The sequence below is a fragment of the Frigoribacterium sp. CFBP 8766 genome (genome assembly GCF_014841435.1).
Taxonomy (GTDB): domain Bacteria; phylum Actinomycetota; class Actinomycetes; order Actinomycetales; family Microbacteriaceae; genus Frigoribacterium.
The window spans coordinates 1,045,251-1,071,321 of the sequence record NZ_JACYTX010000002.1; the positions used below are offsets into that span (position 1 = coordinate 1,045,251).

Annotated in this window: 23 protein-coding genes, 1 tRNA gene and 1 pseudogene; 5 read left to right on the forward strand and 20 right to left on the reverse strand. The window is 72.3% G+C overall.

Annotation, left to right across the window (positions count from 1 at the left end; all coding sequences use genetic code 11):
• Positions 1-5: 5 nt before the first annotated feature.
• From tmk to IFT90_RS10645, 7 genes are all read right to left on the reverse strand, one after another.
• A complete protein-coding gene (gene tmk, locus IFT90_RS10615) occupies positions 6-632 on the reverse strand; it encodes a dTMP kinase (RefSeq protein WP_192042114.1) in 627 nt (208 codons plus the stop codon).
• On the reverse strand, positions 632-3,595 hold the full coding sequence (topA, locus tag IFT90_RS10620) for a type I DNA topoisomerase (protein ID WP_192042115.1): 2,964 nt from the start codon (positions 3,593-3,595) through the stop codon (positions 632-634). The genes tmk and topA overlap by 1 nt, the downstream gene beginning before the upstream one ends.
• A gap of 152 nt (positions 3,596-3,747) precedes the next feature.
• On the reverse strand, positions 3,748-4,179 hold the full coding sequence (locus IFT90_RS10625; RefSeq protein ID WP_192042116.1) for an Rv3654c family TadE-like protein: 432 nt from the start codon (positions 4,177-4,179) through the stop codon (positions 3,748-3,750).
• Positions 4,176-4,517 carry a TadE family type IV pilus minor pilin gene (locus IFT90_RS10630; RefSeq protein WP_192042117.1) on the reverse strand — a complete coding sequence of 114 codons (342 nt, stop codon included), beginning with the start codon at positions 4,515-4,517 and terminating at the stop codon, positions 4,176-4,178. The genes IFT90_RS10625 and IFT90_RS10630 overlap by 4 nt, the downstream gene beginning before the upstream one ends.
• A gap of 6 nt (positions 4,518-4,523) precedes the next feature.
• Positions 4,524-4,790, reverse strand: a complete 267-nt coding sequence (locus tag IFT90_RS10635; RefSeq protein ID WP_192042118.1) for a DUF4244 domain-containing protein — start codon at positions 4,788-4,790, stop codon at positions 4,524-4,526.
• 107 nt (positions 4,791-4,897) lie between these two features.
• The gene (locus IFT90_RS10640; protein ID WP_192042119.1) at positions 4,898-5,860 is read right to left on the reverse strand and encodes a type II secretion system F family protein; all 963 of its coding nucleotides are present in this window, start codon (positions 5,858-5,860) and stop codon (positions 4,898-4,900) included.
• Positions 5,857-6,972: a TadA family conjugal transfer-associated ATPase gene (locus tag IFT90_RS10645; protein WP_192042120.1), complete on the reverse strand. Its 1,116-nt coding sequence runs from the start codon at positions 6,970-6,972 to the stop codon at positions 5,857-5,859. The genes IFT90_RS10640 and IFT90_RS10645 overlap by 4 nt, the downstream gene beginning before the upstream one ends.
• Before the next feature lie 388 nt (positions 6,973-7,360).
• Between IFT90_RS10645 and acs the strand changes: the two genes are divergently transcribed.
• Complete coding sequence (gene acs, locus IFT90_RS10650) at positions 7,361-9,346, forward strand: acetate--CoA ligase (protein WP_192042121.1); 1,986 nt, start codon at positions 7,361-7,363, stop codon at positions 9,344-9,346.
• A 65-nt stretch (positions 9,347-9,411) separates the two neighbouring features.
• Here acs and IFT90_RS10655 read toward each other — a convergent pair whose 3' ends face one another.
• Both IFT90_RS10655 and IFT90_RS10660 read right to left on the reverse strand, forming a co-directional pair.
• The gene (locus IFT90_RS10655) at positions 9,412-9,891 is read right to left on the reverse strand and encodes an Atu1372/SO_1960 family protein (protein ID WP_192042122.1); all 480 of its coding nucleotides are present in this window, start codon (positions 9,889-9,891) and stop codon (positions 9,412-9,414) included.
• The gene (locus IFT90_RS10660; protein WP_166644750.1) at positions 9,891-10,049 is read right to left on the reverse strand and encodes a hypothetical protein; all 159 of its coding nucleotides are present in this window, start codon (positions 10,047-10,049) and stop codon (positions 9,891-9,893) included. The genes IFT90_RS10655 and IFT90_RS10660 overlap by 1 nt, the downstream gene beginning before the upstream one ends.
• Before the next feature lie 50 nt (positions 10,050-10,099).
• On the opposite strand from IFT90_RS10660, the gene IFT90_RS10665 reads away from it, so the two are divergent.
• The 3 genes from IFT90_RS10665 (at position 10,100) to IFT90_RS10675 (ending at position 13,766) form a co-directional block, all read left to right on the forward strand.
• Positions 10,100-12,652: a transglycosylase domain-containing protein gene (locus IFT90_RS10665; protein WP_192042123.1), complete on the forward strand. Its 2,553-nt coding sequence runs from the start codon at positions 10,100-10,102 to the stop codon at positions 12,650-12,652.
• Positions 12,649-13,599 (forward strand): metallophosphoesterase, encoded by a 951-nt coding sequence (locus IFT90_RS10670; RefSeq protein WP_192042124.1) that lies wholly within the window; start codon positions 12,649-12,651, stop codon positions 13,597-13,599. The genes IFT90_RS10665 and IFT90_RS10670 overlap by 4 nt, the downstream gene beginning before the upstream one ends.
• A gap of 93 nt (positions 13,600-13,692) precedes the next feature.
• Positions 13,693-13,766, forward strand: a tRNA-Pro gene (locus IFT90_RS10675).
• Between the two features lie 183 nt (positions 13,767-13,949).
• Here IFT90_RS10675 and IFT90_RS10680 read toward each other — a convergent pair.
• The 9 genes from IFT90_RS10680 to IFT90_RS10720 all read right to left on the reverse strand — a co-directional run bounded on the left by IFT90_RS10680 (position 13,950) and on the right by IFT90_RS10720 (position 23,805).
• Positions 13,950-14,555 carry a thymidine kinase gene (locus IFT90_RS10680; RefSeq protein WP_123546649.1) on the reverse strand — a complete coding sequence of 202 codons (606 nt, stop codon included), beginning with the start codon at positions 14,553-14,555 and terminating at the stop codon, positions 13,950-13,952.
• On the reverse strand, positions 14,555-15,304 hold the full coding sequence (locus IFT90_RS10685; RefSeq protein WP_123546650.1) for a response regulator: 750 nt from the start codon (positions 15,302-15,304) through the stop codon (positions 14,555-14,557). The genes IFT90_RS10680 and IFT90_RS10685 overlap by 1 nt, the downstream gene beginning before the upstream one ends.
• Positions 15,291-16,439, reverse strand: coding sequence for a hypothetical protein (locus tag IFT90_RS10690; RefSeq protein ID WP_192042125.1), 1,149 nt, complete (start codon positions 16,437-16,439; stop codon positions 15,291-15,293). The genes IFT90_RS10685 and IFT90_RS10690 overlap by 14 nt, the downstream gene beginning before the upstream one ends.
• The gene (locus IFT90_RS10695) at positions 16,436-17,740 is read right to left on the reverse strand and encodes a sensor histidine kinase (protein WP_192042126.1); all 1,305 of its coding nucleotides are present in this window, start codon (positions 17,738-17,740) and stop codon (positions 16,436-16,438) included. The genes IFT90_RS10690 and IFT90_RS10695 overlap by 4 nt, the downstream gene beginning before the upstream one ends.
• A 161-nt stretch (positions 17,741-17,901) precedes the next feature.
• Positions 17,902-19,014, reverse strand: coding sequence for an Rv2578c family radical SAM protein (locus IFT90_RS10700; RefSeq protein ID WP_192042127.1), 1,113 nt, complete (start codon positions 19,012-19,014; stop codon positions 17,902-17,904).
• Between the two features lie 100 nt (positions 19,015-19,114).
• The gene (locus IFT90_RS10705; RefSeq protein WP_192042128.1) at positions 19,115-20,605 is read right to left on the reverse strand and encodes a malate:quinone oxidoreductase; all 1,491 of its coding nucleotides are present in this window, start codon (positions 20,603-20,605) and stop codon (positions 19,115-19,117) included.
• 89 nt (positions 20,606-20,694) lie between these two features.
• Positions 20,695-21,375, reverse strand: a complete 681-nt coding sequence (locus IFT90_RS10710) for an SGNH/GDSL hydrolase family protein (protein ID WP_192042129.1) — start codon at positions 21,373-21,375, stop codon at positions 20,695-20,697.
• Between the two features lie 44 nt (positions 21,376-21,419).
• Complete coding sequence (locus IFT90_RS10715; protein WP_123546656.1) at positions 21,420-22,475, reverse strand: aspartate-semialdehyde dehydrogenase; 1,056 nt, start codon at positions 22,473-22,475, stop codon at positions 21,420-21,422.
• 64 nt (positions 22,476-22,539) lie between these two features.
• Positions 22,540-23,805 carry an aspartate kinase gene (locus tag IFT90_RS10720; protein WP_123546657.1) on the reverse strand — a complete coding sequence of 422 codons (1,266 nt, stop codon included), beginning with the start codon at positions 23,803-23,805 and terminating at the stop codon, positions 22,540-22,542.
• A gap of 185 nt (positions 23,806-23,990) precedes the next feature.
• Here IFT90_RS10720 and IFT90_RS10725 point away from each other — a divergent pair, with 185 nt between their 5' ends.
• Positions 23,991-24,800: a DUF1206 domain-containing protein gene (locus IFT90_RS10725; RefSeq protein WP_192042130.1), complete on the forward strand. Its 810-nt coding sequence runs from the start codon at positions 23,991-23,993 to the stop codon at positions 24,798-24,800.
• A 61-nt stretch (positions 24,801-24,861) separates the two neighbouring features.
• Here the strand turns inward: IFT90_RS10725 and recR are convergent, their stop codons facing one another.
• Together recR and IFT90_RS16950 are read right to left on the reverse strand one after the other, a co-directional pair.
• Complete coding sequence (gene recR / locus IFT90_RS10730) at positions 24,862-25,461, reverse strand: recombination mediator RecR (protein ID WP_133737854.1); 600 nt, start codon at positions 25,459-25,461, stop codon at positions 24,862-24,864.
• Between the two features lie 3 nt (positions 25,462-25,464).
• Positions 25,465-26,070: pseudogene (locus IFT90_RS16950) on the reverse strand (hypothetical protein); the annotation flags it as partial.
• Position 26,071: the final 1 nt, after the last annotated feature.

Genomic DNA, 26,071 nt, shown 5'->3' on the forward strand with positions numbered 1-26,071 from the left:
GCCGCTCACGGCGCGGTCAGGAGGTCGGCGACCCTGGCCCGCACCGTCGCCGCGACGTCGGCGACGGGCAGCGTGGCGTCGACCACGACGAACCTCGCGGGCTCGGCGCGGGCGATCTCGAGGTAGGCGTCCCGGACACGGCCGTGGAACGCCTCGGCCTCGGACTCGAGCCGGTCGTACGACTTCTCGGCTGCGTCGAGTCGCGAACGGCCGACCCGGGGGTCGAGGTCGAGCAGCACGGTCAGGTCGGGCGTCAGCCCGCCGGTCGCCCAGGTCGACAGCTCGCGGACCTCGTCGCCGCCGAGGACCCGGCCGGCGCCCTGGTAGGCGACGGACGAGTCGACGTACCTGTCCTGCAGGACGACCTCGCCGCGGTCGAGGGCCGGACGCACGAGCGTCTCCACGTGGTGTGCGCGGTCCGCGGCGTAGAGCAGCGCCTCGGCGCGCGGAGCGATGTGCCCCCTGCGGTGCAGCACGATCTGCCGCAGCTCGAGGCCCAGGTCGGTGCCGCCCGGCTCCCGGGTGCGCACGACGCTGCGCCCCTGCTCGCCGAGCCACTCCTCGAGCAGGGCCGCCTGCGTGGTCTTGCCCGATCCGTCGCCGCCCTCGAGGGTGATGAACAGACCGGCCACTACGAGGCCTCCGGCGCGTCGCCGTCCGTGGCCGCCGCCGTGGCAGTGGCCTTCGCGGCGGCGGGCTTCCTCGCGGCAGCCGGCTTCTTGACGGCAGCCGGCTTCGCGGCAGCGGCCCCGGCAGCAGCCGGCTTCGCGGCAGCGGGCTTCTTCGCGACCGCAGGCTTCTTGGCAGCCGGCTTCGCGGCAGCCGGCTTCTTGGCAGCCGGCTTCTTGGCAGCGGGCTTCTTCGCGGCCGGCTTCTTGGCCGGGCCCTTGGCGCGCTTGTCGGCGAGCAGCTGGATCGCGCGCTCGAAGTCGACCTCCTCGACGGTCTCCCCTCGGGGGATGGTGGCGTTCGTCTCGCCGTCCGTCACGTAGGCCCCGAAACGGCCGTCCTTGATCTTGATCGGCTTGCCGCTGACCGGGTCGGCCTCGAACTCGGCGAGGGCGCTGCTGGCGCGCTTCGCCCCGTACTTGGGCTGGGCGTAGAGCTCGAGGGCGCCGGGCAGGTCGATCTCGAAGATCTGGTCCTCGCTGGTGAGCGACCGGGTGTCCGTGCCCTTCTTGAGGTACGGGCCGTAGCGGCCGTTCTGCGCCTGGATCTCGTCGCCCGTCTCGGGGTCGACGCCGACCGTCCGCGGCAGGTCGAGCAGCGCGAGAGCGGTCTCGAGGTCGATGGTGTCGACGCTCATGCTCTTGAACAGCGACGCCGTCCGCTCCTTGGGCGCGGCCTTCTTCGCCGGCGCCTTCTTGGTCGCGGCGCCGTCCGTGGCGGTAGGCGTTGCGGTGGCGGCGGCGGTCCCCGCCTCGACGACCTCGCCGGTGGCGGGGTCCGCAGCGATCTCCTCCGGGGTGCGCTCCGTCACGTACGGACCGAAACGGCCGTCCTTGGCGAGCACCTCCTTGCCGGACTCGGGGTTGACCCCGACGACGCGGTCGCCGATGACGGGAGCGTCGATGAGCTCGCGGGCGCGGGCCGGCGTCAGCTCGTCCGGCGCCATGTCCTCGGGGACGTTGACCCGGCGGGGGGTCTCGGGGTCGTCGCCCGGAGCCTCGAGGTAGGGGCCGTAGCGGCCGATGCGCAGGGTGAGCCCCTCGCCGAGCGGGATGGAGTTGATGTCCCTCGCGTCGATCTCGCCCAGGTTGTCGATCACCTTGCGGAGCCCGCGGTGCGTGTCGTTGCCGAAGTAGAAGCCGTTGAGCCAGTCGACCCGGTCGGCGTCGCCGCCGGCGATGAGGTCGAGGTCGTCCTCCATGCTGGCCGTGAAGTCGTACTGGACCAGGTCGCCGAAGTACTCCTCGAGCAGCCGGACGACGGAGAACGCGATCCAGTTCGGCACGAGGGCCGTGCCCCGGGGCGTCACGTAGCCGCGGTCGACGATGGTCGACATGATGGCGGCGTACGTCGACGGGCGCCCGATCCCCAGCTCTTCCAGGGTCTTGACGAGGCTCGCCTCGGTGTAGCGCGGCGGCGCGCTCGTGTCGTGCCCCTTCGCCTCGATCTCGTCGAGGGTGAGCTGCTGGCCCTCCGTCAGCGGCGGGAGCTTGGCCTCGGCGCTGTCGGCCGCGCCGTGCCGGTCTTCGTCACGACCCTCCTCGTACGCGTTCAGGAAGCCGCGGAAGGTGATGACGGTGCCGGTGGCGACGAACTCGGCCGCCGTGCGGGCGGCGCCCTCGGCGGACACGCCCGCGACGGCGGTCTGCGTCGTCGCCGTCACGACGACGGAGGCCGTCGAGCCCTTGGCGTCGGCCATCTGCGAGGCGACGGTGCGCTTCCAGATGAGGTCGTAGAGCTTCCAGTCGTTGCCCCTCAGGGTCGACTGCATGTCGCTCGGCGTGCGGAACGTGTCGCCGGAGGGGCGGATCGCCTCGTGCGCCTCCTGGGCGTTCTTGCTCTTGCCCGTGTAGACGCGGGGCTTCTCGGGCACCGTGTCGGCACCGTACAGGGAGGCGGCCTGGGTCCGGGCGGCGTTCGTCGCCTGCTGCGAGAGCGAGGGCGAGTCGGTGCGCATGTAGGTGATGTGCCCGTTCTCGTACAACGACTGGGCGACGCTCATCGTCTGGCGGGCGGAGAAGCGCAGCTTGCGGGCGGCCTCCTGCTGCAGGGTCGACGTCGTGAACGGGGCGGCGGGACGGCGCGTGTAGGGCTTCGACTCGACCGACGAGACGACGATGTCGACGCCCGACGCCTGCAGCGCACGGGAGAGAGCCCCGGCCGAGGCCTCGTCGAGCGCGACGGCCTGCCCCTTGGGCTGGCCGCGGTCGTCGAAGTCCCGACCGCTCGCGACCCTCGTGCCGTCGACCCGCACGAGGCGGGAGGAGAAGGGCACCGCGTCGGCGGCAGGCTCGAAGGTGGCGGTGAGGTCCCAGTAGGAGGCGGAGACGAACGCGAGCCGCTCGCGCTCGCGGTCGACGACGAGGCGGGTGGCCGCCGACTGCACGCGACCGGCCGAGAGGCCCGGACCCACCTTGCGCCAGAGGACCGGCGAGACCTCGTAGCCGTAGAGGCGGTCGAGGATGCGTCGGGTCTCCTGGGCGTCCACGAGAGCCGTGTCGAGCTCGCGGGTGTTCTCCTGGGCCTTCTGGATCGCGTCCTTCGTGATCTCGTGGAAGACCATCCTCTTGACGGGGACCTTGGGCTTCAGCTCCTGCAGCAGGTGCCACGCGATGGCCTCGCCCTCGCGGTCCTCATCAGTCGCGAGGTAGAGCTCGTCCGCGCCCTTGAGCGCACGCTTGAGCTCGGAGACCGTCTTCTTCTTCGCGTCGGAGACGACGTAGTAGGGCTCGAAGCCGTTGTCGACGTCGACGCTGAACTTGCCGAGCGACCCCTTCTTGAGCTCCGGGGGCAGGTTCTTGGGCTCGACGAGGTCACGGATGTGCCCGACGGAGGCGAGCACCTCGTAGCCGCTGCCGAGGTACTGCCCGATCGTCTTGGCCTTCGCGGGCGACTCGACGATGACCAGTTTCTTCGTGCCTGGCACGGGACTCCTTGCTTCGGGGAACGTCTGGACCCGGTCTCGAGGACCGGTCAGGTGGTCGGAGGCGGGCGGTCCTCCCGCCGTCCCTGACACGGGACCGACGGATCGTGCGCTGCCGACAGGCACACCATACACACACCCTCCGGCGCACCGGCTCACGGCCCGGGGCCCGTCCGGCGCGCTGCGGAGGGCGGCGGTCCTGCCGTCGCCGAGGCGCGCACGGCGACCCCGAGCAGGGGCGCCGACCCCGTCACGACGACCGTCACGACGAGCCCGTCGACGTCGCAGGAGGAGAGCTCGACCGTGTTCGCCCGAGCCAGCGACGCTGCCAGGGAGCACGGCCCGCCGCCACCCGTGACCAGCCCGGCGGCGGCGTCCGCGGCGGCCAGGGCGGAGGCGTCCGCGGCGCCCGCCACCCTGCTGCGCTCGGCGAGCGCCTGCGTCCCCGCGAGGGCCGCCGCGGCCAGGACCGCGACCCCGACGACGGCCGAGACCGAGAAGACGGAGGCGCTGCCCGCGTCGCCGTGATCGGTCCGGCCCGCTACGGCCGTCCCCTCTCTCCCCCTCGTCTCTTCTCTCCCGCTCATCCGCCGGCCGCCGGCGCGCAGCTGCGGGCCCGCAGGGTGACGACGCCGGAGAGGGGCCCGAGGGAGACTGCCCTCGCCACCGTGAGGCAGACGATCGTGCCCTCGGTCGACGCGCTGCTCTCGGCACCCGGCGCCAGCGCCGCCAGCGTCGCCGGGACGGAGTCGACGTCTCCCCTCGCCGTCTGCCGGGCGGCCACCGCGGCGGCGTCGGCCAGCCGGACGGACTGCGCTGAGGCCCCGACCGCCCCGACGGCCAGCGCGACGACCGCGAGGACGGCGGGCAGGACGACCGCGAACTCGGCCGTGACGCTCCCGGTGTCGCGGAGGAGCCTGCTCATCGTGTCTCAGCCGACCGACAAGGCCGAGCGCACGAGGTCGCTCAGGACCCCGCGCACCTCGTCCGACCTCATGATCACGACCAGGAGCCCCGCGAAGCCCACGGCGGCCATGATCACGATCGCGTACTCCGCCGTGGCGGCCCCGTCCTCCGACAGCCACCGCCTCCTGGTCCGGGAGGCGCGGTCGGCCCGCCCGGCAGCGGTGACGGGGACGGGGACGGGCGGGAAAGTACGGTCGGCGGCTGCGGTCGTGGTCGTGGGGCTCGTGCTCATGTGCTGCTCTCTCTCGTCGGTGGCGACCACGTGTCGTGGTCGGGAGCGAGTCTCCGACGACGGGGCGCACTGCCGCCGACCACGTCGCGCCTCCTGGGCACGGACGGTCAGAGGACCTCGGCTGTGGAGGAGAGGAGCGCGACGACGAGCGGGACGACCCCCACCACGAGGAACGCCGGCAGCACGCAGACACCCAGGGGCAGCATCAGGGTCGATCCCAGCCTGGACGCCGCTGAGCGCGCCGCCGTCGTCGCGTCGAGACGGCGCTCCGCGGCCGCCGCGCGCAGCAGCGCGCCCGCCGGGGCTCCCGCCCGCCGCGAGAGCTCCAGGACCGTCTCTCCGCCCCCGTCGTCCTCGATGCCGGCTGCCGGGCTGTCCCGACAGGCCTCGTCGACGAGGTCGAGGCCGCCCTGCCAGGACCCGCCCCCGGAGACGGCCACGGCGAGGAGCTCGAGGCGGAGGCCCGGCACGGAGGCGCTCGGGACGGCCGAGCGGACCAGCCGACCGTTCCAGGTACGGGCGGCGAGCACGAGCGCTCCTCCCGTCACGAGACACCCCCACCCCACCGGGCTGCCGAAGAGCACCGAGGCGGTGTCGAAGCCGAGCCCCAGGGAGAAGAGGAGACCCACCGGGGGGAGGGCGAGCACGATCCGCCCGGTCGAGCGCGGGCCGCTCAGCGCCACCTCCACCTCGCGTCGAGCGGCGTCGGCCTGGCGGAGGGCGGCCACGAAGCTGCCCAGGCACTCGGCGAGCGGAGCCCCGCTCCGCTCCGCCACATGCCAGGCGCAGGCGACCTGGGCCCACTCGACCGCGTGCCGGTCCCCGTCCCGGGCCGTGCCGAACGGCAGGTGCTCGAGGGCCTGCCGCAGGGACGCCGACACGGGGATGCCCTCGTCCGCGCAACGGCCGACGTGGGACGCGACGGCACGGACGGGCCCGTCAGGCTCGGCCTCGCCCACGTGCCTCCAGGCGGACGCAGGCGTGACGCCGGCCGAGAGGAGGACGGCGAGTCGATCGACGACGGTCGCCGCGGGGGTGGGCGGAGGTCGCCGACGGCCCCGCCCGGTCACCGGCCCCGTCGGCCGCCGGGGTCGGCGCCGACGAGGCCCTCCCGGGCCGTGAGCTCGCCGGACGCCGACGTGCCGAGGCTGCCGATGACGGCCAGCCGCCTCCGTCCGCCTGCCCGGTCGAGGTGGAAGACGGCGTCGAGAGCGCTGACGGCCTGGCGGGCCAGGGCCGCCGGCGCGAGGCCGGCGACCGCCCCGAGCGCCTCGAGACGGGCAGGGACGTCCGCGAGGCCGTTCGCGTGCAGGGTCCCTGCCCCGCCGTCGTGTCCGGTGTTCAGCGCCGACAGGAGGTCGCGGACCTCGACTCCACGGACCTCCCCCACGACGAGGCGGTCTGGACGCATGCGGAGCGCTTCCCGCAGCAGCCGTGCGAGGTCGACGCCGCCCACCCCCTCGAGGTTCGGCTGGCGGGCCTCGAGCGAGACCACGTGGGGATGGACGACCCGGAGCTCGGCCACGTCCTCGACGGTGACGATGCGGTCGCCCGGCGACGCCGCCGCCAGCATGGCCGCCAGGAACGTGGTCTTGCCGGTGCCTCCCGCGCCCGTGACGAGCACGTTGGCTCGTCGGTCCACGCACGACCGGACGACGCCCTCGTCGGCGTCGGCGAAGAAGCCGGCCCGGCTCAGGTCGTCGAGCGTCGGGGGCACGACCCGGGGGAAGCGGATGGACAGCGCCGTGCCCGACGTCGAGATCGGCGGCAGGACGACGTGCACGCGCACGCCGCCCGGGAGCCGTACGTCGACGCACGGGCTCGCTTCGTCCACGTGACGTCCGCCCCGTGCGACGAGCCTCACGGCGAGGTCGCGCACGGCCGCCTCGGAGAGGTGGACCCGCGGCTCGGGGCGTGCGCCTCCTCCTCGGTCCACCCACGTCCCCGCCCCGCCCGTGACGAAGACGTCGGTCACGTCGGGGTCGTCCAGGAGGGGAGCGAGCGCTCCCAGCCACGACCTGTCGACCCGAGGGCCGTGTACCCCGTTCACGACCTGTGTACCCCATCTCGCGGCGGCACCCGGCGGGGCCGCCGCGACGAAGCGCCCGGGCTCCGAGGCGAGGGCGACGAACGGGTGGTCGGGGGTGAGGCCCGGGGTGGGGGCGGGAGGCGCTCCGGTCATGTCCGGACGCTAGCTGCCCCGGCACGACCGAGACAGACAGGGCTGTGCATCCTGGGGAGGAAGGTCAGGCGGGACGCTCTGGGGAGGAATCACCCGGGTGATCGTCGGACGATCCACGGGGAAAAAAGAGGGGCGGCACCAGTTGGGGGGAACTGGTGCCGCCACGGCAGCGCTGGATCGGGGGGAATCGCTCGCGCTGCACACCGGGGTTGAATCCGGACGAGCTCACTGTACCCCACGAAGGCGGACGGGTGCCAGCGTCGCGACCGTGTCCGGTCCGCGCGCTTCGCTCTCCGGCCAGGCCCCTCGCCCGAGCGGCGACGCGGCCCGGAGTAGTCTCGCTCGGGGCGCGAGGCGCCCGCATCCGCAACGACGCGAGAGGACGACGATGGTCGACCGCCAGGACACCCCCACCAGCTCCGCCACGGACGAGGAGGCGGTGCAGTCCCCCTCCGACGCTGCCTTCCCCCCGTCGCCCGAGTTCGCCGCGCGGGCCGTGGCCGGACCCGAGCTCGTCGAGTCGGCCGCCGCCGACCGGCTCCTCTTCTGGGGCGACCAGGCGCGTCGGCGGCTGTCCTGGGACGTCGAGCCGACGGAGACCCTCGACTGGTCGGCAGCGCCCGTGGCCCGCTGGTTCGCCGACGGTCGCCTCAACGTCGCGTACAACTGCCTCGACCGGCACGTCGAGGCCGGGCACGGCGACCGCGTCGCGCTCCACTGGGAGGGCGAGCCGGGCGACAGCAGGTCGGTCACCTACGCCGAGCTCACCTCCGAGGTGAGCAGGGCCGCGAACGTCCTCGCCTCGATGGGCGTCGTGGCCGGCGACCGCGTCGTCATCTACCTGCCCCAGGTCCCGGAGGCGGTGGTCGCCATGCTCGCCGTGGCCCGGCTCGGCGCCGTCCACAGCGTGGTCTTCGGCGGCTTCAGCGCCGAGAGCCTCCGCGCCCGCATCGACGACGCGCAGGCAGTGCTCGTCATCACCGCAGACGGCGGGTGGCGGAAGGGCTCCGTGGCCCCCCTCAAGCCCGCCGTCGACGCCGCGCTCGCCGTCGGGGGCGAGTCCAGCGTCCGCGACGTGCTCGTCGTCCGCCGCGGCGGGAACGACGTCGGGTGGGTCGACGGTCGCGACCGGTGGTGGCACGAGGCGCTGGAGGGCGTCTCCGACCAGCACGAGCCCGAGTCGTTCGAGGCGGAGCACCCCCTGTTCATCCTGTACACGAGCGGGACCACCGGCAAGCCCAAGGGCATCCTCCACACCTCCGGCGGCTACCTGACGCAGGTCGCGACCACCCACGCGACGGTCTTCGACCTCCGTCCTGAGACCGACGTGTGGTGGTGCACCGCGGACGTGGGCTGGATCACGGGCCACAGCTACGTCGTCTACGGGCCGCTCGCGAACGGCGCCACCCAGGTGCTCTACGAGGGCACTCCCGACTCCCCCGCGCCGGGCCGGTGGTGGGACGTCGTCGAGAAGTACGGCGTCTCGCTCTTCTACACGGCCCCCACCGCGATCCGCGGCTTCATGAAGGCCGGCCGCGAGATCCCCCAGGCACGCGACCTGTCGTCCCTGCGCCTGCTCGGGTCGGTGGGCGAGCCGATCAACCCGGAGGCGTGGCTCTGGTACCGGGAGGTCATCGGCGCGGGCAGGACGCCGATCGTCGACACCTGGTGGCAGACGGAGACGGGGGCGATCATGATCTCCCCTCTGCCCGGGCTCACGTCGACCAAGCCGGGTGCGGCGCAGACCCCGCTGCCGGGGATCACGGTGGACGTCGTCGACGACCACGGCACCTCGGTGGCCGACGGGGAGAGCGGTCTGCTCGTCGTCGACGAGCCCTGGCCGTCGATGCTCCGGGGCATCTGGGGCGACCCTGAGCGCTACGCGGAGACGTACTGGAGCCGCTTCGGCGACCGCTACTTCGCCGGCGACGGCGCACGCCGCGACGAGGACGGCGACATCTGGCTGCTCGGCCGCGTGGACGACGTCATGAACGTGTCCGGCCACAGGCTCTCGACGGCGGAGATCGAGTCTGCGCTCGTCTCGCACCCCATCGTCGCCGAGTCGGCCGTCGTGGGCGCGGCGGACGAGACCACCGGCCAGGCCGTCGTGGCCTTCGTCGTGCTGCGCAACAAGAAGAAGAAGAGCCTCACCCCCGAGGAGGCGGCGGTCGCCCTGAAGGCGCACGTCGCGCAGCAGATCGGCGCGATCGCCCGGCCCCGCTCGATCGTGCTCGTGGACGAGCTGCCCAAGACGCGCTCCGGCAAGATCATGCGCCGCCTCCTCCGCGACGTCGCCGAGGGACGTGAGATCGGCGACACGACCACCCTGGCCGACTCGGCCGTCATGACGGTGATCTCGGCGGAGATGCGCTGACGGACGAGGCCCCGAGACGCGACGCCGACCCGGCGCTCGTCCCGGGGCCTCGGGTCCACCGTCGATCAGGCGGTCGGCACGACCTCGAGCAGGAGCTCCACCTCGACCGGGGAGTCGAGGGGCAGGACGGCGACGCCGACGGCGCTCCGCGCGTGGACGCCGACCTCGCCGAAGATCTCGCCCAGCAGCTCGGACGCCCCGTTGAGCACGCCCGGCTGCCCGGTGAACGCCGGGTCGGACGAGACGAACCCGGTGACCTTCACGACCCGCACCACGTCGTCCAGCGAGCCGAGCACGGAGGCGGCGGCGGCGAGTGCGTTGAGGACGCAGGTCGCGGCGAGCTCACGGGCGAGCGCGGGGGCGACGAGCCCCGGACCGTCGCCCACCTTGCCGACCACGGGCAGCGCGCCGTCGACGAAGGGCAGCTGCCCCGCCGTGTACACCGACGTCCCGACCCTGACGGCCGGCACGTAGACGCCCGCGGGGGCCGCCACCGTGGGGAGGACCAGGCCCAGCTCCGCGAGGCGGTCGTCGACGCGGGCCACTACGCCTCCTGCTTCTGGCGCTTCAGCCAGGCGACGGGGCCGCCCTCGGGGCCCTGGGTCACCTGGACCAGTTCCCAGCCGTCGCTCCCCCAGTTGTTCAGGATCGCGGTGCTGTTGTGCACCATGAGCGGCGTGGTCATGTACTCCCAAAGGACCATTTGTGGTTCCTGTCAGCTCGGATGTCAGCGGTGTCACTTACCCTGATCTTATGTCTGCCCAAAAATCGAAGCCCACGTCCGTCATCGGGGCGCTCTTCGGGTTCGTCGGCTTCAGCGTCCTGGCCGGCCTCCTCGTGACCATCGGGGTGACCCCTGCCATCGCGGTCGCCGGCATGACGGCCTCGAGCACGATCGGGGTCTTCGAGTCGATCCCCGAGTACATCGAGATCGGCAAGCTGCAGCAGCGCAACACGCTGTACGCCAACCAGGGCGGGCAGGCCGTCCCCTTCGCGACGCTCTACAGCGAGAACCGCGTCGAGCTCAAGTGGGACCAGGTCTCGCAGTCCCTCAAGGACGCGGTCGTCGCCGGCGAGGACCGTCGCTTCTACGAGCACGGCGGCGTCGACGTCACCTCTCTCGTCCGCGCCGGCGTCGGCTCGCTGGGCGGCGGAGAGCTCGGGGCGAGCGGCGGCGGCTCGACGCTGACGATGCAGCTGGTCCGCAACATCCGGATCGCGCAGTCCCAGCTCATCGCCGACCCGGACGAGAAAGAGGCGGCCTACAAGGACGCGATCAAGACCACCATCGACCGCAAGCTCGAGGAGATGAAGTTCGCGATCGGGCTCGAGAAGAAGTACACGAAAGACGAGATCCTCCTCGCGTACCTCAACATCGCCTACTTCGGCGACCAGACCTACGGCGTCCAGGCCGCCTCCCAGCACTACTTCAACAAGAACGCGAGCGACCTGAACACGCAAGAGGCGGCGAGCCTCATCGCGATCGTCCAGTACCCGGACACGCGCAACCTGTCGAGCCCGGAGAAGTACGAGGGCAACAAGGCGCGTCGTGACGTCATCCTCAAGTCGATGTACGCCGAGGGCTTCATCGACAAGCCCACGGAGGAGGCGTCGCTCGCGTCGGACATCGCGAGCTACGTCGTGCTCACGGCTCCGACGCAGGGATGCGCCGCGGTCACGGCACCCGGCGCCCAGTACTTCTGCGACTACGTCAAGAAGAACATCAAGAACCTCGCCGTCCTCGGCTCCACCGAGGAGGAGCGGCTCGCGAACTGGAACACGGGCGGGCTGAACGTCTACACGACGCTCGACCTCGACCTGACGGCGAACGCCAAGGGCCAGCTCGACCAGTGGGCCCCCGCCAGCGAGACCAGGGTCCGGCTGGGCAGCGTGGTCAACTCGGTCGAGGCCGGGACGGGCCGCATCATCGTGATGACGCAGAACACGACCTTCTCCGAGCTCGACACCGGCGACCGCACGCAGACCTCGGTCAACTTCAGCACGGATCGGGACTACGGCGGGTCGACCGGCTTCCAGCCCGGCTCGACCTTCAAGCCCTTCACCCTGATCGACTGGATCGAGCAGGGCCACGGCATCACCGAGTCCGTCGACGCAACGCCACGCACCTTCTACCTGAAGGCGGGCGGCGAGCGACAGGGCGGCTGGGCCCCCAAGAACGACGATGGATCGAGGCCCGGCCAGATGGCGGTCACGACCGCGACGGCACAGTCCGTCAACACCGCCTACGCGGCGATGGCGTCCAAGCTCGACCTCAACGACATCCGCGACGTGGCACAGCGACTGGGCGTCCACCGCGCCGACGGCGGCGAGATCAGCAACTTCTCGTCCTCCATCCTCGGCACGGCCGACGAGATCGCCCCGCTGACGATGGCCACGGCCTACGCGGCCATCGCGGCTGGCGGCAAGTACTGCGCGCCGATCGTGGTCGACAACATCGTCAACGACGACGGCGTGGCCCTCGGCGGGCAGGCCCAGGAATGCTCGCAGGCTGTCGAGCCCGCGGTGGCCGCGGCCGCCGCGAAGGCCATGTCCGGCCTGTGGTCGAACGGCACCGGTCGCGGAGCGCTCCCCGGCGACGGCTTCGAGGAGATCGGCAAGACGGGGACGACCGACAAGAAGGAGTCCATCTGGATCATCGGCGCGACGACGAAGCTCGCGACCGCGATCTGGCAGGGCAACTGGACCGGCCCCAAGGTCAACCTGCGGTCCATCGGCTCGCCGATCAAGGGAGGCAACTACGCCGCCACCCGAGCGCAGCTCTTCAAGGCCGTGCAGACGGTGAACAACACGAAGTACCCGGGCACCGACTTCCCCGAGGCCAATTCGCGGCTCGTGCGCGGCTCCGGCGTCTCGGTCCCCGAGCTGTCCGGCAGCAGCGTGAGCGCGGCACAGACCATGCTGAAGGGACTCAACCTCGTCTACGCCGACGGCGGCACGCAGCCGTCCGCGTTGCCTGCCGGCCAGGTGGTGGCGAGCGACCCGGTCCCCGGGACGGTGCTGTCCAAGGGAGCCACGGTGACGGTCTTCACGAGCGACGGGTCCGGCGCCGCCGCGATCCCCGACGTGCGGGGGCAGAGCATCGCCAACTCCAAGACGGCGATCGCCGCGGCTGGCTTCTCGGCCGACAAGGTCGCCGTGACCGGGTTCGCCGCAGGCGACGGGAAGAACCAGTGTCGCGTGGCGGCGACGGACCCCGCCGCGGGGACCTCCGTCGCGAAGGACTCCGGCATCGGGCTGACCCTGTACGGCAACCCGCAGGGCGCCGATCCGGGTGGCTGCAAGTGACGCCCCTCCCCCTCGGCAGGGCGACGGCCGCGACCGCACTGGCGGGCGCGGCCGTCGGCCTGGGTGCCCTCGCCTGGGGCAGCCTCGTCGAGCGCAACCGCTTCACCGTCCGACACGAGGTGCTGAACGTCCTCGAGGCCGGCTCCCGTCCGCTGACGATCCTGCACCTGAGCGATCTGCACCTGGCCCCGTGGCAGACCGAGAAGCAGGAATGGGTGCGTGGGCTGGCCGTCTACGAACCGGACCTGGTCGTCAACACGGGTGACAACATCGGGCACGTCGACGCCCACGCAGCCCTGGAGCACACCCTCGAGCCGTTCCGCGGGGTGGCCGGTGTCTTCGTCAACGGCTCGAACGACTACTACGGGCCGGTCCCCAAGAACCCGTTCGCCTACTTCGGCGGCCCCAGCGGCGTCACCCGGACCCCCACGCCCCTCGACATCGGCCGGATGGAGTCGTTCTTCGCCGACCTCGGGTGGCTCGACCTCAACAACGCCGCCCGAGCGATCGAGATCAGGGGATCCCGCCTCGAGCTGTTCGGCGTCAACGACGCACACCGTGGCTGGGATCGTCTCGACCGCCTCCCCGGGGCGCTCGACGACCTGCGCGAGAACGTGCGCTGGCACGACGACCGACGAGGACCTGACCCCATCAGCATCGGAGTCACCCACGCGCCCTACCAGCGCGTCCTCAACTCGTTCGTCAACAACGGGGCCGACGTCATCTTCGGAGGGCACACGCACGGCGGCCAGGTCCGGGTGCCCGGCTACGGCGCGCTCGTCACCAACTGTGACGTGCCTCGTGGCAAGGTCAGCGGGCTCAGCACCTGGAGCCACGCGCGCAAGACCGCCCACCTCGAGATCTCCGCCGGTCTCGGGACGTCGATCTACGCACCGGTCCGCTTCGACTGCCGTCCCGAGGCCGTCGTCCTGACGCTCACGGCCTGACGAGGGCTCACGGGGCCTGGTGGTGCGAGCGGGTCCAAAGATCCGCTATCCTTGTCAGGTTGCTCCACTCGGCCCCTGGGCCGAGCGACACCTCGGGGTGTGGCGCAGCTTGGTAGCGCGCCTCGTTCGGGACGAGGAGGTCGTGGGTTCGAATCCCGCTACCCCGACGAGATGTGAAAAGGCCAGACCCTTCGGGTCTGGCCTTTTCTCATGTGCCTGCTGGTGGGGCGGTCCCCGCCCGCCCCACACCGAACGAGGAGGCCAGACCCTTCGGGGTCTGGCCTCCTCTCGTGTGCCTGCTGCTCGGGGCGGTCCCCGCCCGCCGCAGGACGGAGCCTGCGCCCCCGGGGTCAGGCGAGGCGGCCGTCGCTCTCGGCCAGGTAGCAGGCACCGCAGAGCGACTCGTACGTGACCTCCCGGCCGTCGATGGCGACCTGGTCACCGTCGAAGACGAAGCGGTCGCCGACCTTGCGCGCGTTGAAGACCGCCTTGCGGCCGCACCGACAGATGGTCTTGAGCTCCTCGAGCGAGTGCGCCACCTCCAGGAGTCGGCGACTGCCCGGGAAGGCGATCGTCCGGAAGTCCGTCCTGATCCCGTACGCGAGGACGGGGACGCCCTCGAGCACCGCGATGCGCAGCAGGTCGTCCACCTGGACCGGAGTGAGGAACTGCACCTCGTCGACGAGCAGGCACGACAGGTCGGTCCCCGTCTCCGCCCGCACGCGCTCCCGCGAACGGCAGAACACCTCCCGCACGTCGTCGTCGGGAGCGAACGTCACGTCCACGGGCCGGGTGACGCCCAGCCGGGAGACGATCGCGTCGTCGCCCTTGGTGTCGACCCGCGGCTTGGCCAGCAGGACGCGCTGGCCGCGTTCCTCGTAGTTGTAGGCGGCCTGGAGCAACGCCGTGCTCTTGCCGCTGTTCATCGCGCCGTAGCGGAAGTACAGCTTCGCCACTACTGCAGGTAGCCGTCCTCCGCCGCACGACGGATCAACTCGGACTTCTTGCTCGCGGGCCTGTTGGCCTTCGCGTACTTCTCGCGGACGCGACGGAGGTAGGTCTTCGCCGTCTCGTACTGCACGTTCATCTGGGCTGCGACCTCGTTGGTGCTGAAGCCGGACACGTAGAGGCGGAACGCCTCCGACTCGCCTGCGCTGAGCTTCGGGCGGCTCTGGTTCGCGGCCCCCACGGGCAGCGGGCGCCAGTCGCGCTGAGGCGACGCGTCACGAGCCACGCCCATGACCTGGCGGGCCGCGTCCATCACCTCGCGCATCGGCAGCGCCTTCGAGAGGAACGCCGACGCACCGGCGTCGAGCGCGCGCTCACGCGACTCACGCGTGTCGAGGCTCGACAGCACGATCACCTTGGCGCCGGCGGCGCGGCACGTGCGGACCCGGGCCTCGATGGAGACCGGCTCCTTCAGCTGGAAGTCGAGGAAGACGAGGTCGGTCGGGAAGTTGTCGCTGTGCACGAGCTGCAGCCAGGTGTGCGCCGTGAGGACCAGGTCGAAGTCGTAGGCGTTGACGTTGATCCAGCTCGACAGGCTGTCGAGCAGGACCTCGTGGTCGTCGAGGATGGCGAGGCGGACGCGACGGGTCGCGGGCCCCTCGGAACCAGGCCCGACCGTACTCCACGACGGGGCAGCGGCTGGCCGGCCGAAGCCCGGACGGAGGGACGAGCGGCCGCTCGGCTCAGTGCTGGTCATAAGAAAACCTTAGTGTCAGGAGGGGCGGGGCGGGATCGACCTGCAGGTCGTCGAAGACGATCCGCACGACGGCGAGGTAGGGCGCGAAGCGGTGGCGGACGGCGGACTCGGACGAGGCGGTGGCGACGCTGATGCGGGCCTCGACCCGCTCCTCCTCGGCGTCCAGCCCCTGCTCGAGCTCGATGCGGACGGTGTCGGGACGCACGGCGTCGCTCTCGCCGAAGGCGACGAGCAGGGCCCGCAGCGACGTGCGGTGCGCGGCCGTCATCCGGCCGGCTGCCCGGCCGACGTCGACGACGACCCCGGACACGCGGGTGGAGGGGTCGGCCAGCACCTGCTCGAGCCAGCTGCGGTCCGCCTCGGCGACCATGGTGCTGCGGAGGTCGGCGCTGATGCGGCGGGCCCGCTCGACGTCCGCCTCGGTGACGACGCCCGCGGCGACGACCTCGCCGAAGAACGGCGCGACGTCGCGGTTCAGGATGGTCACCCTGTCCTGCTGCACGCTCCGGGCGACGCTCGAGCGGAACTCGTCGGCGCTGGCCTGACGAGCCGAGGAAGCGCCCGCGATCCATCGCTCCACCAGCGTCGTGAAGGCGGCCGAGAACGACGCCCCGGCGAGCGAGAGCGCCAGCACCGGGGTCACGGCGACCACGACGAACACCAGGACGGGGACATCGGTGAGGAACGCCTCCCTCTCGACGAGCACGACCGCCGTGAGCACCACGGCGGACGCCAACCCCGCGACCACGAGGTCGAGTGCGGGCCGGTACGGCGCGAGGCCCACGAGGAGCAGCCCGACGGCGAGGGAGGCCCAGTCGTCTCTGACCATGGAGTTGTGGCCGGCCGAGGCGACGGCGGCGAGGACTCCGGCGAGGGCACCGAGCCCGACGACGCCCGCGACCGACCACCGGGTGAGCGGTGCCCGGAGCGGACTCGACGCGAGCACCAGGACGACCCCGGCCGCCCCGAGCGCCGCGAGGGCCCCGACGGCAGCGGCGGGCGTCACGATCTCGTCGCGCGTGACGACGGTCGACACCGCCGCGTAGACGACCGCCGCGACCGCGGCGAGCGCCGTGACGGGGCGGGAGCTGAGGGCGCCGAGCGGATCGACCTGCTGCGGGCTGCGGCGGCTCACGGTGCTCCCCCGCCGGCTGTGCGGGACGCCAGGTCGACGGGGCCGGGATCGGCGGTGACCGGGCTGGCCTCCGTCGCCGCACCAGGCGCGACGACCGACTCGGCCGGTGCGACCGGGACGCGGAGCATGACCGACGTGCCACTGCCGGGCGAGGACCAGATCTGCGCCGAGCCCCCCACCCGCCTCGTCCTGGCCTCGACCGAGTTCTTGAGGCCGAGCCTGTCGGGCGCCGTGGCCGCGGCGTCGAAGCCGACCCCGTCGTCGATGACCATCACCGTCAGGTCGACGCCGTCGCCGTACACGACGACCTCGGCACGATCGGTGCCGCTGTGCACGGCGACGTTGGTGAGGCACTGGGCCACGGCGAGGCCCAGGGCGCGGCAGACCGCGGGCGCGAGCCGCGTCACGGCGCCGAGGTCTCCCGTGACGCCGACCTCGAGCCCGCCCTCGCGCGCCCGTGCGACGGCGTGTCCCAGCTCGGACGTCGTCCAGTCGCCCGGCCCGGTCGTCGGGGAGGCCGGCGCCGGGGCCCTGGTCTCGTCGACGAGCCACTCCTGGCCGACGAGCACCTCGAGGTCGGTCGCCATCGACGCCGCGGTCGCCGGGTCGAGCGGGCCGGGCCCGCCGGCCGTGATGGAGGCGAGGTGGTTCAGCACCGTGTCGTGCAGCAGCGCAGACGCCTGCTGTTCCACGTCGTGGCGGATGGCCTGCTTCTGCTGGTCGAAGGCCGCCCGGTGCAGGCTCGGCTGGGCACGGTCGACCCGTCCCCGTGCGAGCAGGGACGACGTCGCCGTCACGGAGACGAGGAGCCACGCGAAGAGGACCGCGACGTCGAGACGCGGCGTCCCGCCGGTCTGCCACGTCGCCAGCTGGGTGACGAGCTCCCCCAGGGCGAAGCCCGCGGTGGCCCAGAGCAGGCTGCCTCGGGAACGCAGCCCGCTGCCTCCGACCATGACGAGGGCGATCTTCGGCAGGGAGAGCGAGAAGGCGTCCGACGCCTGGACCGCCGGGATCTGCGCGAACAGGGTCACGGCGTACCAGTAGAGGCACGCCGAGCCGATGGCGAGGTACGCGAGCACGGCGGTCGTGCTGCGGAACCGCTCGACGACGAAGAGCATGCCGAGCATCGGCAACAGCGCCACGAGGGCAGGCCAGAGCAGGTACGACGGCTCGGCGACCTGGTTCACGATCAGCAACAGGCCGGCACTCGCGAGGACGACGCTCGCGATGACGTGGCAGGCACGGGACAGCGCCCGGCCCACGGTCTGCGGCACGAGGTGTGCGGGGAGGCCGAGCAGCATGGCGGCCCCCTCCTGGTCGACGTGTCGGGCAGGACGATCATGCCAGAACGAGGACTCGTCCTGTACCCCGTTATCTAGGGTCACCTCGCGGGACGGGGCCGAGCCGCCGGGGCGGCTGTGCCCCGACCTCGGGGACGGAGGGACGACGAACGCTGCCGCGGTCAGAAGAGACGTGGCTGAGACGACCGTGCACCGCCCGGCAGCTCGTGGGCGATGAGCGACCGGGGCCGTCCGTCCGCGCCGAAGCCCAGCGTGCCCTTGGCCGCCGCAGCGTCGTCGAGGGCGCTCGAGCGGGTGGAGCCCGTCGCCGGGTCGGCCGTGCCGTGCTCGAGCCCGTGCTCGGCCAGGAGGGGCCGCATGCGGGCCGCGAGCCACTTGCGGTAGCCGAGGGGCGCGTAGGTGCTCGTCGCGTACATGTCGCGGTACCGCGTGACGAGCTCCGGGTGCTCGCGCTCGAGCCAGGCGGACCACCACTCCTTGACGCCGGGCTTGAGGTGCAGGGCCGAGTACAGCAGGCTCGTCGCCCCGGAGGCGCGCACGGCCGCCAGGGCCCGGTGCAGGTGGTCGAGGTCGTCGGTCAGCCACGGCAGGACGGGCATCATGAAGACGGAGCAGCGGAGCCCCGCGTCGGTCGCCGCGCGGACGGTCGCGAGACGCGCGGCGGTGGTCGGCGTGCCCGGCTCGACGGACTGCTGCAGGTCGTCGTCGTGGATCGCGATCGACATCGCGATGTCGACCGGCACGTGCTGGGCCGCCTCGACGAGGAGCGGCAGGTCGCGCCTCAGCAGGGTCCCCTTGGTCAGGATGCTGAACGGGGTGCCCGAGTCGGCCAGGGCCGCGATGATGCCCGGCATGAGCCGGTACTTGCCCTCGGCGCGCTGGTACGGGTCGGTGTTCGTGCCGAGCGCGACGGGGTGGTGCTGCCACGACGGGCGACGCAGCTCACGGGACAGCACCTCGGCGACGTTCACCTTGACGACGATCTGCCGGTCGAAGTCGTCGCCGCCGTCGAGGTCGAGGTACTCGTGCGTCGGCCGCGCGAAGCAGTAGACGCAGGCGTGGCTGCACCCTCGGTAGGGGTTGATCGTCCAGCCGAAGGGCAGGGCGGAGTCGCTGCCGGGCACTCGGTTGAGGGCGCTCTTCGCGAGGATCTCGTGGAACGTCACCCCCGCGAACTCGGGCGTCGTCACCGACGCGACCAGGTTCGACAGCTTCGCCAGCCCGGGCAGGGCCGACGAGTCGGTCGCCGTCGTCGCCTGTTCGCTCCACCTCATGGTCAGAGTCGAACACATGTTCGATCGGACGTCAAGCCGAGACCGGCTCGCGCCTCCTCGGCTCGGCCCAGCTGGCCGAGCCGCGACCGGCAGCGTGCCGCTACGCGTGGATGCGCAGGGCCTCGGCGGTCGCCCCGAGCGTCGCGGCGGCTCGCGCCTCGTCGTCGGCGAGCTGGCCGCCGTAGGTGGGCACCATGCGGCGGAGCGTCGGGGTCCACCCGGCGATCCGGTCGGGGAAGCAGCGCTCGAGCACCGACAACATGATCGGCACGGCGGTGGAGGCGCCCGGCGAGGCGCCGAGGAGGCCCGCGATCGTGCCGTCCGCCGCCGAGACCACCTCGGTGCCGAACTGCAGCACGCCGCCCTTCTTCGCGTCCTTCTTGATGACCTGCACGCGCTGGCCCGCGGTGATGCGGTACCAGTCGGCCGGGTCGGCGTCGGGCATGAACTCCCGCAGCGACTCGAACTTGCTGTCGCTGCTCGCCATCAGCTGGCCGACCAGGTACTTGACGAGCGACAGGTTCGCCAGCCCCGCGCGGATCATCGGGTACAGGTTGTGCGGCCGGATCGAGGCGAAGAGGTCGAACCACGAGCCGTTCTTGAGGAACTTCGGGCTGAAGCCGGCGTACGGTCCGAACATCAGGCTCGCCTGGCCGTCCACGACACGGGTGTCGAGGTGCGGGACCGACATCGGGGGCGAGCCGACGGCGGCCTTGCCGTAGACCTTGGCGGCGTGCTTGGCCACGACGGCCGGGTCGTCGGTCCGGAGGAACTCGCCGCTGACCGGGAACCCGCCGAAGCCCTTGATCTCGTCGATGCCCGACTTCTGCAGCAGGTGCAGCGCGCCTCCCCCGGCGCCGACGAAGACGAACCGGGCGTCGACGCTCGTGGGCGTGCCGCCGACCTGACGGCGCATCGCGACCCGCCACGTGCCGTCGGCGAGCTTCGTCAGACCGGTCACGCGGTGGTCCAGCTCGATGCGCGCCTCGTTCTCCTCGAGGTAGGTCAGCAGGAGGCGCGTGAGGCTGCCGAAGTCGACGTCGGTGCCGGCCTCGATGCGCGTCGCGGCGATCGGCTGGTCCTTCGCGCGGCCCAGGATGAGGGACGGGGCCCACGAGCGGATGACGGAGGCGTCGGTGCTGAACTCCATGCCGGCGAACAGCGGGTGGCCCCGCAGCGCCTCGTGCCGCTTGCGCAGGTACTCGACGTTGGCCTCGCCCCAGACGAAGCTCATGTGGGGCGTCGAGTTGATGAAGGCGGACGGCTCGGGCAGGGCTCCCTCGGCGACGAGGAACGACCAGAACTGGCGTGAGACCTGGAACTGCTCGTTGACCTTGACGGCGCTGCTCGTGTCGATCGTGCCGTCGGCGCGCTCGGGCGTGTAGTTGAGCTCGCAGAGGGCGGAGTGACCGGTGCCCGCGTTGTTCCAGGGGTTGCTCGACTCCTGGGCGACGTCGCCGAGCGCCTCGTAGACCTGGATCGTCCAGGTGGGCTCGAGCTGCTTGATCATGGCGCCCAACGTGGCGCTCATGACGCCGGCCCCGATGAGGGCGACGTCGACGGGCTTCGTTGCCTTCGATGCTTCGGTCACGAGATGCAGTCTAGGCGCGGCGTCTGGGTACGGACCGGCCCCCGGCTCGACGACGAGCCCAGCGAGACGGCGACGGCCAGTCCGACCGCTCAGAGCCCGAGGGTCGTCAGCTCGGCGTCCATCCGCCGGGCCATCTCCGCGTAGCCCTCGTCGTTCGGGTGCAGCCCGTCCGCGGCCATCCACTCGGGGTGCCCCTCGAGCCAGCGGGAGGCGCCCGGCACCCAGTCCGCGCCGACCTCGTCGGCCGCGTCGTGGACCCAGCCGCTGATGACGTCGACGCTCGCCGGTCGATCGTCGGTGTACCAGAACGGCTCGACGACGACGAGGCGCGCATCGGGCAGTGCCGACGCGATGCGGTCGAGGTCGTCGCCGATCTGGGCGTGGATCTCGTCGGCGCGGGCGTCGTACGAGAAGGCGTCGTTCAGCCCCATCGTGACGAACAGGATGTCCGGCTCGGCGTCGATGACGAGGCCGGGCAGGTCGCCGCCCTCGAACGACGTGCGGTGGTTGACGAAGCCGAGCCCGTTGACGCTCGGGTTGTACTCGCGCCAGCCGCGCTCCTCGCTGACGATCGTCGACCAGCGGTGCGACGCATCGGACGCCCCCGTGCCGAGGGTGTACGAGTCGCCGTAGAAGGCCACGACCGGGCCGTCTCCCCCCGGGACCGTCGACGAGGCGGCCTGGCCGTCCGTGACGGGCCCGGCGCAGCCCGTCAGGACGGCGGCTGCAGCAGCGAGCAGGGCGACGAGGCCGGGCACGAGACGGGTCATGCCCGGTCTTCGGAGCGACGGAGGCGCGGGTTCGGTGGCGGGACCTACGCCGTCGCGAGACGGCGCGCCGCGACGATCTCGGCGATCTGCACGGCGTTCAGGGCCGCGCCCTTGCGGAGGTTGTCGTTGCTGATGAAGAGGGCGATGCCGCGGTTGCCGGGCACGCCCTCGTCCTGACGGACGCGACCGACGAACGACGGGTCCTTGCCCGCGGCCTCGAGGGGCGTCGGCACGTCGGTGAGGACGACCCCCGGCGCGTCCGCGAGGAGCTCGCGGGCGCGAGCGGCGGTGAGCTCGGTCGCGAACTCGGCGTTGATCGACAGGGAGTGCCCGGTGAAGACCGGCACGCGTACGCAGGTGCCGCTGACGAGCAGGTCGGGACGCTCGAGGATCTTGCGGCTCTCGTTGCGGAGCTTCTTCTCCTCGTCGGTCTCGTCGAGGCCGTCGTCGACGATCGACCCGGCGAGCGGGATGACGTCGAAGGCGATGGGGCGCACGTAGACCGCCGGCTGAGGCATCTGCACCGCGCCTCCGTCGTGGACGAGGCCCGCGGCGTCGCCCTCGAGGGCCGCACGTGCCTGGCCGAGCAGCTCGTCGGCACCCGCGAGGCCGCTGCCGCTGACGGCCTGGTACGTGCTGACGATCAAGCGCTCGAGCGTCGCCTCGGCGTCGAGGACCTTGAGCACCGGCATCGCCGCCATGGTGGTGCAGTTCGGGTTGGCGACGATGCCCTTGACGGCCTGGTCGATGGCGTGCGGGTTGACCTCGCTGACGACCAGCGGCACCTCGGGGTCCATCCGCCAGGCGCTCGAGTTGTCGATGACGAGCACGCCGGCCTCGGCGAAGCGGGGGGCGTGCGCCCGGCTGCCGGTGGCGCCGGCCGAGAAGAGCGCGATGTCGAGCCCTCTCGGGTCGGCCGTCTCGACGTCCTCGACGACGACGTCGACGCCGCGGAACGGCAGGGTCGTGCCCGCCGAGCGTGCCGTGGCGAAGAAGCGGATCTCGGCGATCGGGAACTCGCGCTCGGCGAGCAGCTTCCGCATGACCTTGCCGACCTGTCCGGTGGCGCCGACCACGCCGACGCGCAGACCTTCTGACATCTCGTGCTCCTGGTGGTGTGGGTGGTTCGATGAGGGGGCGGGATCGTCGTCGCGGGCGGTCCGGTCAGCGACCGGTGCCGCCCCAGACGACGGCCTCGACGTCGGCGTCGAGCTCGAAGGCCGTGTGCACGACGCGCAGGGCCTCGGCGAGCGTGTCGGCACGCGTCACGACCGAGATGCGGATCTCGCTCGTCGAGATCATCTCGATGTTGATGCCGGCCTCGAACAGGGCCGTGAAGAGGCGCGCCGAGACGCCGGCGTTGGTGCGCATCCCGGCGCCGACGAGGGCGAGCTTGCCGATCTGGTCGTCGTACTGCAGCGACTCGAAGCCGATCTCGGCCCGGTCGGATTCGAGCGCGTTCAGCACGACCGAGCCCTCGGACTTCGGCAGCGTGAACGAGATGTCGGTGCGGCTGGTCGACGCGGCCGAGACGTTCTGCACGATCATGTCGATGTTCGCGCTCGTCTTGGCGACCGTGCGGAAGATCTGCGCGGCCTTGCCGGGGACGTCGGGGACGCCGACGACGGTGACCTTCGCCTCGCTCAGGTCGCCCGCGACACCGCTGATGATGGGCTCTTCCACGTTCTCTCCCTCTTTCGGGTTGACGACCAAGGTGCCCTCGCCGTTGTGGAACGACGAGCGGACGTGCAGGGTGACGCCGTGGCGTCGGGCGTACTCGACGGCACGGATGTAGAGCACCTTCGAGCCGGCGGCGGCGAGCTCGAGCATCTCCTCGCTCGTGATGCGGTCGAGCTTGCGGGCGCGGGGCACGACGCGGGGGTCGGCCGTGAAGATGCCGTCGACGTCGGTGTAGATCTCGCAGACGTCGGCGTCGAGCGCGGCGGCGAGCGCCACGGCCGTCGTGTCGGACCCGCCCCGCCCGAGCGTCGTGATGTCGCCCGTGCTGCGGTTGAAGCCCTGGAACCCCGCGACGATGGCGACCGACCCGGCGTCGAGCGCCTCCCGGATGCGCCCCGGCGTGACGTCGACGATGCGCGCCTTGCCGTGCTGGGCGTCCGTGATCATGCCCGCCTGGCTTCCCGTGTACGACCGGGCCTCGACGCCCTGGCTGCGGATCGCCATGGCGAGCAGGGCCATGCTGATGCGCTCGCCCGCGGTGAGGAGCATGTCGAGCTCACGACCGCCGGGCATCGGCGTCACCTCGGCGGCGAGGTCGAGCAGCTCGTCGGTCGTGTCGCCCATGGCGCTGACCGCGACGACGACGTCGTTCCCGGCCTTGCGCGTCTCGACGATGCGCTTCGCGACGCGCTTGATGCTCTCGGCGTCGGCGACGGAGGACCCGCCGAATTTCTGCACGATCAAGCTCACGGTGGCGGCTCCAGGAGGTGGGTGGCAGGAGGAGGCGGGCGCGGTCGGGCTGGCGGCGCCTGCGTCCGATGATTCTAGGAGGTGCCCGGCCCGTGTGACGACCGGTCGCGACCGCCCTGTGGACGGCCGCCTCCTCGCCCCTGGCCGGCCGGGCCGACTGCTCTCGCGACCTCTAGCGTGGGGGCATGACCGACGCCGTCGCGGACGCCCGCGGATCCGCCAGCCGCCTCCAGGACAGCCGCGCCCTCCGCACGCTCGCGCGGGTGGGCTTCGCGATGAACGGGCTGATCCACGTGCTGATCGGCGGCATCGCCCTCGGCGTCGCGGCGGGCGGCGGCGGCGAGGCCGACCAGGGCGGTGCCCTCGGCCAGCTCGCCTCTCGCCCGGGCGGAGCCGTCGTGCTCTGGGTGGTCGTCGTCGGGCTGTGGGCCCTCGGCCTGTTCCAGCTGCTCGAGGCCGCCCTCGTGCGGGGCACCGACAAGGAGGCGTGGGCCGACCGGGCGAAGGAGGGCGGCAAGGGCGTCGCCTACCTCGCCGTCGGCGTCACCGCGTTCACCTTCGCCCGGGGCGGGTCGTCGGACAGCTCGGACCAGACGCAGAGCCTCAGCTCGCGCCTCATCGCGACGCCCGGCGGGGTCGTCCTGCTCGTCGTCCTCGCCCTGGCCGTCGTCGCGATCGGCGTCTACTTCGTCGTCAAGGGCCTTCGGCAGAAGTTCCGTGAGGACCTCGTCGTGCCGCCCGGAACGGCCGGCCGCGTGTCCGTGGCCCTCGGCGTCGTCGGGTACGTCGCGAAGGGCGTCGCGATCGCGGTCGTCGGCGTGCTGTTCGCCGTCGCGGCGATCACCGCGGACCCCGAGGAGGCGAGCGGGCTGGACGGGGCCCTGAAGGCGCTCGCGGGCCTGCCGGCCGGTGTGGTGGTGCTGTCGGTCGTGGCGATCGGGCTGATCGCGTTCGGCCTCTACAGCTTCGTCCGCGCCCGCCGCGCACGGCTCTGAGCCGCCCGGCCCTGAGCCGGCGGCCCTGGGCCGCTCGCCCCTGAGCCCCTGGGCCCCTCGACTACTCAGAGACGAGCCGGCGCCCCTCGAAGGCGCGCCCGAGGGTGACCTCGTCGGCGTACTCGAGGTCGCCGCCGACCGGCAGCCCGGAGGCGAGACGCGTCACGCGCAGCCCGAACGGCGCGAGCATCCGCGACAGGTAGGTCGCCGTGGCCTCGCCCTCGAGGTTGGGGTCGGTCGCGATGATGACCTCCTGCACCGTGTCGTCGGCGAGGCGCTGGACGAGCTGCCGGATGCGCAGGTCGTCCGGCCCGACGCCGTCGATCGGGCTGATGGCCCCGCCGAGCACGTGGTAGAGGCCGCGGAACTCGCGGGTCCGCTCGATGGCCTGGACGTCCTTCGCCTCCTCGACCACGCAGATGGTGGCCGGCGAGCGACGCGGGTCGCGGCAGATGGAGCAGCGCTCCTGCTCGGTGACGTTGCCGCAGACCTCGCAGAACCGGACCTTGGTGCGGACGTCGACGAGCAGCTCGGACAGCCGCGTCGTGTCGTACGTCTCGGTCTGCAGGATGTGGAACGCGATCCGCTGCGCCGACTTCGGCCCGATGCCCGGGAGGCGGCCGAACTCGTCGATCAGCTCTTGGACGATGCCCTCGTACACGGACTACTCGCTTCTCTGAGGCGTGACGCGGGGAGCGATCGTCTCTTCTTCGATGAACTGGGCGCCGAGGATCTCGCGGACGACGGCCTCGCCGTAGCGGGACCCGGCCGGGATGCCCCGTCGGGGGTCACCCGCCGCGGCGCGGCGCTGGCTCGCGCTCGGGCCCTGCGCCGGCGCGGGTGCCGAGGCAGATGCCGAGGCAGCAGCGGCTGACGGCGCCGACGGTGCGGCCGGCGCCGCGTCGGAGGGCGGTGGCGTCGCGTCGACCGTGGGGGCGCCGCCGGGCGGCTCCTCCGTGATGAACTCGGGTTCGTCGGGCTCGGGCGGGGGCGTCTGCGGGATCGTCGCGACGTCCCAGCCGGTGACGGGGCTGGCCGTCGGCCGCTTCTCTGCCGGTGCGGGCGGGGACGCCGCAGCGGTGGCAGAGGTCGACGCCGGGCGCGACTCCCGAGGGGCCGGCGCAGCCGCGGTGGAGGCCGAGACAGGTGCCGGCGCCGAGGCGGGTGCCGGCGCTGCCTGCGACTCGGGAGCAGGAGAGGACGGGGCCGCCCTCTCGCCCGGGACGACCGGCGCCGGCTCGTCGCGCGGAGGGGCCGGCTCGGTCGGGGCN